Origin of the sequence: Gilliamella sp. Lep-s35 (assembly GCF_009795845.1) — a bacterium.
Lineage (GTDB): Bacteria > Pseudomonadota > Gammaproteobacteria > Enterobacterales > Orbaceae > Gilliamella.
The window spans coordinates 147,031-159,908 of sequence record NZ_WTEX01000003.1 but is presented as its reverse complement, the minus strand read 5'-3'; the positions used below and the strand labels follow the sequence as shown (position 1 = coordinate 159,908).

General features: G+C 35.4%; 13 protein-coding genes and 2 pseudogenes. 5 read left to right on the top strand and 10 right to left on the bottom strand.

Translation table 11 applies throughout. The features are described 5' to 3' along the window. The 3 genes and pseudogenes from GQ590_RS02525 to GQ590_RS02515 form a co-directional block, all read left to right on the top strand. Window positions 1-83 (top strand): annotated as a pseudogene (locus tag GQ590_RS02525) (IS5/IS1182 family transposase); the annotation flags it as partial. Between the two features lie 56 nt (window positions 84-139). Beyond that, a pseudogene (locus GQ590_RS02520) lies at window positions 140-274 on the top strand (IS3 family transposase); the annotation flags it as partial. A 230-nt stretch (window positions 275-504) separates the two neighbouring features. Next, on the top strand, window positions 505-1,086 hold the full coding sequence (locus GQ590_RS02515; protein WP_160406069.1) for a nucleoside triphosphate pyrophosphatase: 582 nt from the start codon (window positions 505-507) through the stop codon (window positions 1,084-1,086). A 24-nt stretch (window positions 1,087-1,110) separates the two neighbouring features. On the opposite strand, the gene GQ590_RS02510 is transcribed toward GQ590_RS02515, so the two are convergent. From GQ590_RS02510 to GQ590_RS02465, 10 genes are all read right to left on the bottom strand, one after another. Then, the gene (locus GQ590_RS02510; protein WP_160406070.1) at window positions 1,111-1,776 is read right to left on the bottom strand and encodes an ABC transporter ATP-binding protein; all 666 of its coding nucleotides are present in this window, start codon (window positions 1,774-1,776) and stop codon (window positions 1,111-1,113) included. Further along, on the bottom strand, window positions 1,776-2,987 hold the full coding sequence (locus tag GQ590_RS02505; RefSeq protein ID WP_160406071.1) for an ABC transporter permease: 1,212 nt from the start codon (window positions 2,985-2,987) through the stop codon (window positions 1,776-1,778). The genes GQ590_RS02510 and GQ590_RS02505 overlap by 1 nt, the downstream gene beginning before the upstream one ends. Before the next feature lie 85 nt (window positions 2,988-3,072). Further along, on the bottom strand, window positions 3,073-3,579 hold the full coding sequence (locus GQ590_RS02500) for a DUF4418 family protein (protein ID WP_160406072.1): 507 nt from the start codon (window positions 3,577-3,579) through the stop codon (window positions 3,073-3,075). A gap of 20 nt (window positions 3,580-3,599) precedes the next feature. Next, a complete protein-coding gene (locus GQ590_RS02495) occupies window positions 3,600-4,259 on the bottom strand; it encodes an ABC transporter ATP-binding protein (protein WP_065576050.1) in 660 nt (219 codons plus the stop codon). A 10-nt stretch (window positions 4,260-4,269) separates the two neighbouring features. Beyond that, entirely contained in the window at window positions 4,270-5,412 is a 1,143-nt protein-coding gene (locus GQ590_RS02490; RefSeq protein WP_160406073.1) for an FtsX-like permease family protein, read from the bottom strand. Window positions 5,413-5,428: 16 nt separating this feature from the next. Beyond that, window positions 5,429-6,715, bottom strand: coding sequence for an ABC transporter permease (locus GQ590_RS02485; RefSeq protein WP_160406074.1), 1,287 nt, complete (start codon window positions 6,713-6,715; stop codon window positions 5,429-5,431). Between the two features lie 23 nt (window positions 6,716-6,738). After that, window positions 6,739-7,989, bottom strand: coding sequence for a Fe-S-containing protein (locus GQ590_RS02480; RefSeq protein WP_160406075.1), 1,251 nt, complete (start codon window positions 7,987-7,989; stop codon window positions 6,739-6,741). Window positions 7,990-8,088: 99 nt separating this feature from the next. Then, window positions 8,089-8,652 carry an iron transporter gene (locus GQ590_RS02475; RefSeq protein WP_160406076.1) on the bottom strand — a complete coding sequence of 188 codons (564 nt, stop codon included), beginning with the start codon at window positions 8,650-8,652 and terminating at the stop codon, window positions 8,089-8,091. Between the two features lie 73 nt (window positions 8,653-8,725). Continuing rightward, window positions 8,726-9,928: an FTR1 family protein gene (locus tag GQ590_RS02470; RefSeq protein WP_160406077.1), complete on the bottom strand. Its 1,203-nt coding sequence runs from the start codon at window positions 9,926-9,928 to the stop codon at window positions 8,726-8,728. 16 nt (window positions 9,929-9,944) lie between these two features. Next, a complete protein-coding gene (locus GQ590_RS02465) occupies window positions 9,945-10,577 on the bottom strand; it encodes a nitroreductase family protein (protein ID WP_160406078.1) in 633 nt (210 codons plus the stop codon). A gap of 216 nt (window positions 10,578-10,793) precedes the next feature. Here GQ590_RS02465 and GQ590_RS02460 point away from each other — a divergent pair, with 216 nt between their 5' ends. Beyond that, window positions 10,794-12,236 carry an LTA synthase family protein gene (locus GQ590_RS02460; protein ID WP_160406079.1) on the top strand — a complete coding sequence of 481 codons (1,443 nt, stop codon included), beginning with the start codon at window positions 10,794-10,796 and terminating at the stop codon, window positions 12,234-12,236. A gap of 9 nt (window positions 12,237-12,245) precedes the next feature. After that, on the top strand, window positions 12,246-12,869 hold the full coding sequence (locus GQ590_RS02455; RefSeq protein ID WP_160406080.1) for a LysE family transporter: 624 nt from the start codon (window positions 12,246-12,248) through the stop codon (window positions 12,867-12,869). The last annotated feature ends 9 nt before the right edge of the window (window positions 12,870-12,878 follow it).

Genomic DNA, 12,878 nt, shown 5'->3' with positions numbered 1-12,878 from the left:
CTCGATACGATAAGTTAGAAAGGAATTATGCCAGTATGGTATCACTGGCATTTATGTTAATGTGGCTGCCAATGTATTGTTGAGTGATTTATGTACAGCAAAGATCAACAGCCCCTACAAAACGAGATAGTTGGCTAATCAAGCACTATTTGAATATATTGAAATCTATTATAATCGGATACGCCGTCATTCAGCCAATGGCTGGGTATCACCGCAGCAATATGAACAACAATATTACCAAAACGAAAAAATGATAGAGGCGGGCACTGTCTAATATTTTGGCGAGGATCACAGTGAAGCTAAAATAGGTTTTACCTAGCTAGTATGATACTCATTTTAACTTTAATCTTTAATTATTTTTTATTCATTTTATGATGGAGATCAACATGAATCGTATTATCTATCAATTTAATATAAAAACCTAGCTAGAGCACATAGTTGATTATTATGGCCATATCGGTTTTAATGCGCATCCTTCAGCTTGGATTTTAAGAGATAATTAAAATGAGAATCATATTAGCATCAACATCTGTATCCCGTAAAAAAGTGCTTGAAAAATTAGCTATCCCTTTTGAGTGTGTGCCGCCAATTTGTGACGAAACACCACTAGCAGGTGAGTCAGCTAAGCAATTGGTGGTTCGCCTAGCTAAACTTAAAGCCCAATCATTAGCTATGCAGTTTGCTGATAGTTTAATTATTGGCTCTGATCAAGTTGGTGTGTTAGACGGTAATATTGTTTGCAAACCGCATACAATTGATAATGCCCGTAAACAGCTTCGACAAAGCAGCGGTAAAGCTTTCTATTTTTATACAGGTATGACAGTAATTAATACCAAAACACAACAACAAACCACTATTTGCGAACCATTTAAGGTAACTTTTCGGCATTTAACTGATTCAGAAATTGATGCCTATATTAGCAAAGAGAAGCCACTACAATGTGCTGGTAGTTTTAAATGTGATGAACTGGGCATCACCCTGTTTGATAAACTTGAAGGTGATGATATTAATTCATTAGTTGGGTTGCCATTATTAAAACTCAATAAAATTATGATCGACATGGGTTGTAATCCACTTTTAATATAATAATTTAGTTAATAAATAAACCCATTAGTCAATAAATCGCCCTGCTGACATTTTCATGATTTTTTGGCTATAACAAGCAACATCATGATCATGAGTGACAATTAATAATGCTGTACCTTGTTGATGAATTTCTGACAGTAGTTGCATAATTTCGGTCGCGCTTTCTTCATCAAGATCACTGGTTGGCTCATCAGCAATAATCATTTGTGGTTTACAAATCAGTGCTCGCAATATCGCAATACGGCGCATTTCACCGCCCGACATATTAGCTGGATATGCATCTTGCAAATGGCTTATTTTAGCTTTTTCAAGCAGACTTTTGGCTTCATTTAGGGAATTTTGATTTGCTCGCTTGGTTAAATAAAAAGGCAGTCGAATATTATCAATTGCGGTTAAATTAGGCAGTAAACTGCTACCTTGAGGAATATAACCAATATGCTGATTGCGAAAGGCGGATACTTGCTGATCATTAAGCTCAAACAAATTTGTATTATTAATGGTGATTTTTCCTTGTGTTGGCGTAAGTAACCCAGCAATCATATTTAGTAAAGTGGTTTTACCACTGCCTGATTTTCCCATAATGCAAATAAAGTCATCTTTTGTCATTGAAAAACTAACATTATTCACAGCTGAAAAGGTTTGCTGTCCTCTGGTGTAATCTTTGCGTAGGTTTTTAACATTCAGTAACATTATTCGCCCTCTCTAAGGGTGCTATAAGTATCAAATTTAGTCATTGATAAGGCACTATAGGAACTTGATAAAGGTCCTATAATTAGCGTAAGAATAAAAACAACAATTGCATATAATAATGCATTAAATAGTGAGATATTTACACACGGCAAACCAATAGATTGGCAGATCAATAAGCTAAATGCATAAAGTAATACCGAGGCGATAACAATGCCACTAATTCCACCTAATGCACTAATAATTAAAGATTCACGAAGCAACATTTTGACTAAATCACGTCGTGAAGCGCCTAATATTCGTAATAAGCTAATTTCACGCTTGCGTTCATTTAAGCTTGAAGAAAATATCACAAAAATCACAATAATAGCTAAAACCCAAAAAATAGCCGATAGGCTATATACAATGGTTGAAAAGCCTGTTAACCATTTTGATATATTACTTAACATACTTTTGGTCATAATAAAGTCAATATTATAGTCAATGGCGTATCTGGGCATAATTTGATTAACAATATCTTTAGGTTGATAATCTGAATTGACCTTAATGAAAATCGACGAGGCATAATCAGCAAAATGGTCAACATCCCCTTCAATTAATTTTGCATTTTTCATTAATGATTGGGCTGCCGACATAGTCATAAAGACGGAGGTATCAAATCCCATCCCTGTGCTATCCATTTTAGCAATAATTTTAAAAGGATGATTAAAAAATAAGATTTCATCCCCCACATTAGAACTAATTTTAGAACCAACAACGACTTGATTATCAGTCAATGGCTCTGAAAGTTGTGATTGTAACCAAGGCTTAATTATAAAATCAGTATGCTGTTCAAAACCAATTAATTGGACTTTAGACGAACAACATCCTGCATTTAATGAAGCAATAAATAGCTGAGGTGAAATGGCCTCAATCCCTTTGATACCTTTTATTTTATCAATCAAATCTACTTTTAAATAAAAAGTACTCGGTTCACCACGCAATAAGGCAACTTCCATATTTTTTTCGTAACCATTAGGCACAATAAGAATATCAGCCCCTAACCTGTTAGCCATGCCTGAAATACCAAGGCTGAGATTTTTCATCAGTATACTTCCACCAAACAGCGTTGCCGAAAAAAGCGTAATGATGATAATCAAACAGCAACTTCTAAATGGTCGCCGCTGAATATTTCGCCATGCTAAATTTGCCATGGTAATCGGTTTTTCGTGCATATTGACTTTCCTGCTTGTTGGATTTGAATATTATCTTTACCTATATCAGGTAAAGATAAATATGGTATTTGTTTGCTAACAAAGGCTATCTATTTTTTGTTTTTTTATTTAAATAATAAATATTAACTGCTGAGGCAATAAATAATAAACCCGATAATAATACTAAGGCAGGCTTAGAGCCCATATTGCACCGCATCATTTCGTTAGAACAAACGCCAATTAGGATCGTTGGAATTGCAGCGGCTAACAACGATATGCAAGCTGTCGCCATGCTTAATCCCATTCGAATAAAAGCCGTACGACTAATCAGTAGTAATGCACCGATGACTATCACTAAACAACCGATCCCTATTTCGGCTCTTGCTGTCCAAAAACATTTCATAATTTTTCCTGTACTAGCGTGCATATGTCCACTATGTGCAAGCTCACCACTAACACCGTTCATTGCATTACTCATACTATGGCTCATAGTGTCAACAGGTGTTACAACAGACTCTGGCGGTGGACAAACTGGCAATATATATAATGGAAATAAGATAATTAATACGCCAATAATAATAAAGGTACTTGATGAAATAAGACGGTTTTTCATATACGACAACCTTTTGTTGGTTAGTTGTTAATTACACGCGCGACTTTGCCGTGCTCTAGTACTACGGTGGTTTGTGCATGTTTTGACACTTCTAGTGAGTGAGTAACCACAATGATTGTACTGCCTTCTTCGTGCAGTTGATGCAGTAAATTCATGACCATCGCTTCATTGCTTTCATCTAAATTACCCGTTGGTTCATCGGCTAAAATTAATTTTGGATAATTAATCAATGCTCTAGCAATACAAACACGTTGTTGCTCGCCACCTGATAACTGCCTTGGTAAGTGTTTAGCACGAGCTGCAAGCCCAACACGTTCAAGCGCTTGCATGGCTTCTTTTTCGTCGACCATACTATGATAATACTGAGCAAGCATGACATTTTCGAGTGCGGTTAAATACGATACTAGGTGAAATTGTTGAAAGATTAGACCTATTTTGTCTCGACGTATTTCAGTTAATTGTGACAAAGAAAGCTGAGTAATATCTTGCCCGTCTAAAATAACCGAACCAAGTGAAGGTTTATCCATACAACCAATGATATTCATCAAAGTTGTTTTACCGCTACCAGAAGGTCCCATAATTGATAGCCATTTACCTTCTTCAACTGTTAAATTTACTTCAGACAGTGCATGTAGTGAACCATAAATTTTAGACACATTATTTACTTCGAGTATATTCATACTTTATATCCTATTCGCCACGTAAAACTAACGCAGGTTCGACTTGTAGTACTCGTTTTACTGGAATTAAACACGCAATTACCGTAACTATCACTGAGATAATAACTGTGGTTGGAATCAGATAAAACTCAATAATAATTGAACGGCCAAACACATTGGTACTAATGATTTGTGCAAAAATAAGCCCACAAATTGCACCAATAATGCCACCAAGGATACCTAAAACGATCCCTTCAGCTAAAAATTCTTTGGCGATACTTTGGTTATTAGCTCCAATTGCCTTTTTAAGCCCAATTTCTTTACGACGCTCCATTACCACTGTCATCATTGTTGTGGCCACGCAAATCATCGTTAGTACTAATACCACAAAAGTGACCAAATAAAGTAATGAGGACAATTTGCCAAGTACCGATGTTTCAGATTTTGTCACCCATTTGATCAAATGCGGTGTTATTGTAGTGGATTGTTGCTTGATATTTTCAATATACTGCTTTAACTCAGCTTCAGTCGCCGTAATGCTTACTTCAACCACTTCGGCTTGTTCATTTTCTTCTAATAGTTTTTGTAAATCATGTAAATCAATAAAAATAAAACCATCTTCGGCTCGTCCTGTTTTAACAATGCCAGTTATTTTTAGATCCTCATCAAAACGTGAATTTTGCTTAGATTTACCTGAAATTGGCATAGTACCACCAACGCTTAAGTTAGCAAAATTAGCAATATCAATACCAATCATTATTTCATGTGGGTTTTGTGGCAATGCGCCTTCAATGTGCCAATAAGGGCTAGTTTTTGTTACTTGTTTAAAGTCAGTGCCCACAATAGTATAAGGATGCTGATTACTGCGAATTGACGCATAACGAAACGGGGTTACGCCGAGTAATTTATCTTTCGGTAAAAAACTCACTGCGTTATTAACATCCGTCATTGCTACCGTTGGCTGGTTATTAGCAGGTAACAATAGAAGATTAGCACCATAGGAACGGAACTCTTGTCCCATTTGCCTTGGGATATCATAACAAAGTGTGATCATACCAAGAAGCACTGTTGCACCAATAGCAACGCCAAGCAAAGCGATGGTAATACGAGACCGACGACGGATAAGTGAACTTAACACGGTTTTAATTATAAAGCGTCTATTTTTATTGATCATGAAACTTCCTTTCACTTTATCTACCATGTAATACATCAGTTGGGCGTAAAAACATCATCATCCGAAGTGCAGGTAAACTACCCAAGAGCGTAATTAAAAAGACCATTATTATGGTTAATGGAATAATCAACATTTTGGGTTCAACAAATGCCCCAAATACTGTATAACCAATAATTTGAGCAAAACCAATGCCGATAAAATATCCCAAAACCCCACCTAAAAAAGCAATAAGGAATAATTCAGTAAAAATGAGCAAAGATACTGCCATATTTGTTGCACCTAATGCTTTTAATAAACCAATTTCGGTACTACGCTCGATAACGTTAGCTGTCACTAAATTGGAAATCGCTAGCGCCGAACAAATCAATGACAAAATGGTGAGTAATAACATTAGTAATTGTGTTTTTTGTAAAATCGAACCTTCAGATTCAGCCACTTGCATAATGGCTTTAACTCTAACATCAGGCATTAATTCTTCAAGTTGATAAGCGATTGAGCTGATATAAGCTGTGCAATACCATGTATCCCACTCAGTTCTAGATAAACTATTAGGATCTTGCGCCGCTTTGCGCGCTAATTCATTTTCGGGGGTGGTTAATGCACTCACCTCAACACGTTCAACTAGCCCTTTTTTCTCAGCAAGATCTTGTGCAACTGGCAATGATAAATAAATTTGCGTATCTTCTACACCTCCGCTATGAAAAATATTGTGCACTGTGAGTGTAAGCTTTTTGTGGCTTTGCATTGAGATAATATCTATGGTATCGCCCAGCTTTAAATTCCATTGTCTGGCTACAGATTCACCCACCATAGCTCCTTGCAAATTATCATCAGTCATGGTGTTTCCTTCAATGGTCCACCATGATTTCATAGCTAACATGCCCGTATCAACCTGATCACCTGTTGGAATATTAAGGTGTTTATTAAACCAAGTACCTACCACCGTAATTGGCTTATCATGAAATGTCGCTTGAGTTGTTAGGAAAGGGGCAAAATCAACAATATTATAAGCCCAAAAGATCATCTTAATTTTGACAAGTTCTTCTTCTTTAATATACTGCACAGCTTGCCCACTATCATTGTTATCAAGTTGGTACATTTCATTAATGACAGCACTACCACGAGGAACGATATTGAGATTAGCACCATAGGCTTTTAGCTCTTGATTCACCTTATCACCTACGTCAAACATTACATTTAGCATAGCAGTAGCAAGCGAAACACCTAAAGCAACCGTTAAAGCAATAAGAAAGAGTTTCTTTTTTTGGCGAACTAATACACTCAGTAACATTCTGCAAAACATAATCTATTCCTTTTAATTCGCCTTTATTTAAAACGGTTTTTTTCTGCTTCAAGATTTGCAGGGCGAATCACCATATTACCGTCAATAATTTCATACTTAAGTGGCACAGGATTACACCCACCAGAAAACCCAATCGTTGCAATATTCATTACTACATCACACAAAATACAGACTACTTGATTTCCACGTTGGTAGTAACCACTTGCACCACAAATATCACAAGCATCAAACCCAACGCCATACGCATTTTCACTTTTTTTAATAACAATAAAACGAACTAAAGTACCATCCGTGGCTTGATAGCCATAACGGTGTAAATTGCCATCATTTACTTTATCAAGGGGAATAACAATTAAATTATCGGTATTCGGTGTTACTGGCTCAGCAGGTGTCAGTTCTACCCCTTTTTCAAAAATATAGCGAGCGCGAGTTACGGTATAAGCAGTGATCGCTGTACCTGCCATAATCATTAAAGCGCATCGTCTATCACTACGTAATTGGGCTTTAAGTTTACGAATTTGAGCAGGGTTACTACCGACTAACGAGGTTGTTTTTGATTTGATATATAAAACAATAGCTAAACAAAGCACAATAGCGATAAATATAAAAGTAAAAAAGTTAACGTGCCCAAGAATGAAAATAACCAATTTCATCATCCATGGTTGTGATGAAATAAAGCGTCTAACAATTAAGATTTGTAAAATGTTAATACTATTTTGCAGGGTAAAAATAACGATCGACAGTGAAGTAATGGCAAATACAAATCGCGCTGATAATCGGCCACAAGTATGATAAACAAATAACCCTGTCAACAAAATTACTAATAGAGCAACCCCATAGCCCACCCATTTAAACAAATAATCATGATTAAAAATAGAGTCCATCCCGACAGAAAATTCGAATGGATAGAGCATTAAATTAGGTAAACACTGGGCGCTTATCAAACCAATACTGAGTGCAAATAGTAGTGTAAAAAAGAATTTAGCTGTTCGCTTATAAGTGGATTTTTGTAAGCAAATAGCAATAATCAACGGTATAGCAATAATAACCCAAGGTATGACCACTCCAAGATCATAATATTCACGAACAGCAAAACCTGTATTACGTTTTAAAACGGCATAGGCCAATGCAGCAATAAATCCCACAATAAAACCGAATAAAATAATTTTTTTACTGTAATTAGGTATTGATTTGGCAATCGTCGCACTAAGTAGTGCCATTATCATGGCAGAAACAAATGTATTATCGGTAATATTGATAAGGTATTGAAGCATATTCATTGCCTAGCTATTGCAAATATTATTGGTGAGCATAATGCTCACCATAACTGACTATTAATTATGATATTAATTATATTTAGTATCTAAAAAAAATTACCATGCACGCGGAATATAATCAAAGTCCCAAGAAACTTCAATCGGTTTAGTCCAGAAGCGACCTTCTACACCAGTTTCTTTATCAACGTGTAATAAATAACCTTGTTTTTCAGGATTTTCAATAATAAAAGTTACTTTATATTTACCAGCACCTTCAAGTTTAATGTTATTACCATAGTGAGGACCATCTGATGCGTTCATTGGCATAAAGTTACCTTCAAGAACTTTATCACTGCCTTCTTTTTTGATTTTGTATTTAACTGTTAAGTAAGGAACAAAATCACCAACGCCATAACCTAATTTATTACCTTCGGCTGCCGAAATATCTGCTTCAATATGCATGTCTGATTTTGAAGCTGGTAAACCACCCATACCAGCAGGTTCCATATCAACAGGTTGGAAATAAACAGCACCAATATGTAATGGGCCAACAGTAACTTCATCACCAATAGGGAACTCTTCAAAACCTTTTTGTTCACCTGGCGCTGGCGCTGCAGCATGAGCAAATGAAGATAGAGCCAGTATTGAAGCAATACCCGCCGATAATACTAATTTTTTCATTGAAAACTCCTTCACTTTGTTTTTAAAGACTTTTTTAATAATTATTTCTAATTATTTAATATTATGAATTTTTTTATAATTTGTGATTTTTATGACTACGTTCAAATGTGTAATACATAACTGAAAACACCACAATTAACACCATAATTATTTGTGGAATTAATGTTTCGAGCGTTGGATAAATACCTAAAATTTCAACAGAATGAACAAAATCAACTGGAGTAACTGAAATAATATCCGCTTCTTGTAACTCTTTCATTCCTCCACCCGCAAAAGCAATGGCCATAACGTACATTAATACACTAGTACCAATAAAAAATGGCTTAAGAGGTAATTTGAGCGAACCAAAACGGATCACCATAAAAATTACCGCCAAAACTATTGTTCCAACAGCAAGCCCATACCAAACCTTATCCATATGATCTTGTGTATCAGCTAACATAGCTTGGTAAAACAAAATTGTTTCAGCTCCTTCTCGAAAAACAGCTAAAAAGGCAGCAAATCCTAATGCAAAGCGGCTTCCTGACGAAATTGCTGTTTGCACTTTGCCTTGAACATAATTTTTCCATGTTTCAGCTTCGGCTTTAGAAAACATCCAATTACTAATAAAAAATAACACCACTGTCGCAAGCAACATTGCCGAGCCTTCAATAATTTCTTGATTAGCGCCGCTGATTTTAATTGCAGAACGTAGCGCTATTGCGGCAAGTACACTGACAAAAACAGCAGCAAGCGAGCTCATATAAACCACTTTTACCATTGCTATATTGCCTGAACGAACAAGGTAAGCCGAAATTGCCGCAATGACTAAAATCGCTTCTAATCCTTCCCGAAATAGAATAATAAATGAAGCAAAGAAAACACTCCAACCACTCTCTTTTTTACCATCCAATTCATTGGCATCTTCGTGCAACATTTTTAAAATTGTATCGATCTCAACACGAACAGCTTTATTAGGCGCCCCACTGCTCATCAATCGTTTGATTTTAGCAAATTGATATTCGGTATCAGTTCCTCGTTTCCCTGAAATATAAGACATTACCGCTCGCTCTACTCCATGCTTTTCATAAAAGCCGAAATAGGCATTATTGACTTGCGCTTTAGCACGCTCAGCATCTTTCATAAAATAGATATCATAAGCGTCATTTAAAATCACATCCATTTCATCAACAATGGCATTCCAACTTTCATATTTTTTTTCCGCAGCATAAGATGATTGAGCAAAAGTCATTAAGCTCACAATAAGAAGTAAAACAAGTGTCAAAAATCGTTTCATATTGTGTTGTTACCTGTTATTTTCCTAATAAGAGCATACCAAGTGGCTTACTGCCTTCGGGTAATTGTAGTTCTTGGCTTATGACTTCGGGTTTGATAGAGTGAATATAACGAGCACTTAATTTTAACGCTGCTGCTGCTAAATAAGCATTTTGACTCATGCCGCCAACAGCTGTGTAACTAAAGTTAGTGATCTGTTCTGGATTGATATCAGTAAATGCACTAGCGTCTGACACAAAAATCAACGAATAAGCAGCTCGCCTAGTAAAATTTTGCAAACCAATATCGGCACGTATATCTTTATTATTAATTTCTTTTAGATAATGACCTTCCCATTCATATAAAAAAGTTCCCTTTTCGCTAGCGACATAAATTCTTACATAAGGAGAATTGCCATTAGCCATGGGCACTGTCCAACCATTTTTGCCCCGATTTAAGCCACTTGCCGCCCAAAGTACAGTTGACAGTTCATCATCAGAAACTTGACCAGCAGGGAAACCTCCTCCTGATGTTGAAGATCGTTTTTTTAAACTTTCAAATAAACTCATACCATCTTTAGTTTGCGGTGTTGGTAATGTGATATCGGCATAACAAAAAGAAAAGCAAAATAAAGATAAAATAATAATGATTTTCCTTACAAAACACGGCATAACAATTCCTAACATTATAAGTATGGGATGGGAATATATTATTGCGAATGACATTAATTATCAATATTAAATAATAACAGTTATCATTTTAAATATTAATACCACATATTTTATGCTGTAATTTATAAAGCAAATTAGCCAATATTTTTATTTTTTTATGCATTAAGTATATACTTAGGCAAAATTGATTATTGAATAGATTGAGCAACATATTTTATGCCATTATCGACACTGATTGTTTTACCGCTTTTTATTATCACTATTGTTTTTGCTTCGCTTTTTAAACAAAAAAAGTGGCAACTTTTAAGTATAACGTTATTCACGATCTTTATCGTAATGGAGCTTACTTCCATCTACTTTAGTGGTGGATTTATTGATTATCAGTTTTATGTCAATTTAAATATCAATGACATTATAGAAGGGTTATTTATTTTTAAATTGCAAGCGCTCTTAGTTATTGTGGTCTTTTTTGCCCTTATTTTTTTGCTATCAAAACTCGCAAATTGGTGTAAACGCAAATGCCATTTAATTGTTCGTTTGTTATTAGCCGTTGTAGCAATCATCTCAATTAGTTATCACAATGGACCATTAAGCCGTTTGTACGAAATTTATCAAGTCACAAGTGCCCCACGTGAGCCGTTTGAGCAAGCATTACAATCACTCAACATGACTAACTACACAAATAAAGATCAGCTTGTTAGTCATCAGGGGAAAAATATTATTGTGCTATCATTAGAATCATTTGAACAAGGCTTTTTAGATTTTCAAGAAATAACCCCAAATTTACAAAAACTTAGTCAAGACTATACTTTTTTCGCTAATATGCCAATGAGTTCAGGTAGTAGCTGGACTACCGCATCAATGTACACCTATATGACTGGCATGCCTTTTTTAATTGGAGGTTACACAACATCACCATTAATGCGTGCAAACGAAACAAATCTCGTGAGCTTGGGAGATGTACTTAAAAAAGCTGGCTACCAAACCCGTTATGTAATAGCCGGGCCTGAGTTTGCAGGTATTGGCCATACAGTGGATATGTTAGGTATACAAGTCATTTCAGAAAAAAACTATGTTGGACAATATCCATCAGCACCATTTGGGTTATATGATAAAGATATTTTTGATATAGCGAAAAAACAAATTACGCAAATGCGTCAAAACAGTCAACCGTTTGCCCTATTTGTGTCAACGATTTCAACCCATGCACCAAATGGTTTTGATGATGAAAGAATGAAACCCATCATTTCGCCTAAATCTGATAATATGTCGTTCGTTGCTGCATCTTTAGATCATAATTTAGGAGTTTTTATCAATCATTTAAAAGATGAAGGATTATTGGAAAACACCGTATTTTATATTTTTCCTGATCATTTGATGATGGGATCAGGCACACCAATGATCAATCGCCTGTCACAAAAAGAGCGCAAACTTTACTTATTAACGAATGCTAACACGCAAGATCTACAAAAAACAACGGATCAAACTATTTATCAAATTGATTTGCCTCGTTTAATTCTAAATGGTGCAAAAGTTGAAAGTAATGCCAAATTTTTGACAGACTATTTAACCGAACCTAATTTTGATAAAAAACAGTTTATTGAGCAAAATAAAGCCAATATAGCAACAATCAATAATTCAGCACAAGTATACAAATAGGTCAACAAAATGACGTTTGATACATTAATTTTAGTCACTACAATTAACTTTTTAGGAATGATTTCACCAGGGCCTGATTTCTTTTTGGTATTAAAAAATAGCTTGAGTTATAACCGAAAAGTAGCATTACTCACTGGTTTAGGTGTAATTACAGCCATCTTAGTTCATATGAGCTATTGTGTTGCGGGCGTTGCAGTGCTTATCGCTACCACACCATTACTTTATAACGCTTTACGCTATGCCGGCGCTACTTACTTAATATGGCTTGGCATAAAGGCTCTAATGGCTAAAAAGACAAATATAACCTATATTGGTGAACAACAAATTTTGCAGTCAATTTCAGGTAAATCAGCCTTTATGCAAGGCTTTTTATGTAATTTACTTAATCCAAAAGCAACATTATTCTTTTTAGCTACCTTTACTCAAGTACTCAATGCAGAGTCATCAATCTTTGATAAGCTCATTGTCGCATCTATCATTTGGATGGAAGCTATTTTTTGGTGGCCTTTTGTGGTATTTATTTTTCAAACGCAAAGCATACAACATCGTTACTTTAAACTTCAATTTATCATTGATAAATTACTGGGTATTATTTTAATTATACTAGGGATCAAAGTTGCTTTAGGTTTTTAGATTATTAAA

Excerpts from the sequence above, each read along its gene's own strand:
- GQ590_RS02515 (WP_160406069.1), top strand. The coding sequence starts at position 505 with ATGAGAATCATATTAGCATCAACATCTGTATCCCGTAAAAAAGTGCTT.
- GQ590_RS02510 (WP_160406070.1), bottom strand. The coding sequence starts at position 1,776 with ATGTTACTGAATGTTAAAAACCTACGCAAAGATTACACCAGAGGACAG.
- GQ590_RS02505 (WP_160406071.1), bottom strand. The coding sequence starts at position 2,987 with ATGCACGAAAAACCGATTACCATGGCAAATTTAGCATGGCGAAATATT.
- GQ590_RS02500 (WP_160406072.1), bottom strand. The coding sequence starts at position 3,579 with ATGAAAAACCGTCTTATTTCATCAAGTACCTTTATTATTATTGGCGTA.
- GQ590_RS02495 (WP_065576050.1), bottom strand. The coding sequence starts at position 4,259 with ATGAATATACTCGAAGTAAATAATGTGTCTAAAATTTATGGTTCACTA.
- GQ590_RS02490 (WP_160406073.1), bottom strand. The coding sequence starts at position 5,412 with ATGATCAATAAAAATAGACGCTTTATAATTAAAACCGTGTTAAGTTCA.
- GQ590_RS02485 (WP_160406074.1), bottom strand. The coding sequence starts at position 6,715 with ATGTTTTGCAGAATGTTACTGAGTGTATTAGTTCGCCAAAAAAAGAAA.
- GQ590_RS02480 (WP_160406075.1), bottom strand. The coding sequence starts at position 7,989 with ATGCTTCAATACCTTATCAATATTACCGATAATACATTTGTTTCTGCC.
- GQ590_RS02475 (WP_160406076.1), bottom strand. The coding sequence starts at position 8,652 with ATGAAAAAATTAGTATTATCGGCGGGTATTGCTTCAATACTGGCTCTA.
- GQ590_RS02470 (WP_160406077.1), bottom strand. The coding sequence starts at position 9,928 with ATGAAACGATTTTTGACACTTGTTTTACTTCTTATTGTGAGCTTAATG.
- GQ590_RS02465 (WP_160406078.1), bottom strand. The coding sequence starts at position 10,577 with ATGCCGTGTTTTGTAAGGAAAATCATTATTATTTTATCTTTATTTTGC.
- GQ590_RS02460 (WP_160406079.1), top strand. The coding sequence starts at position 10,794 with ATGCCATTATCGACACTGATTGTTTTACCGCTTTTTATTATCACTATT.
- GQ590_RS02455 (WP_160406080.1), top strand. The coding sequence starts at position 12,246 with ATGACGTTTGATACATTAATTTTAGTCACTACAATTAACTTTTTAGGA.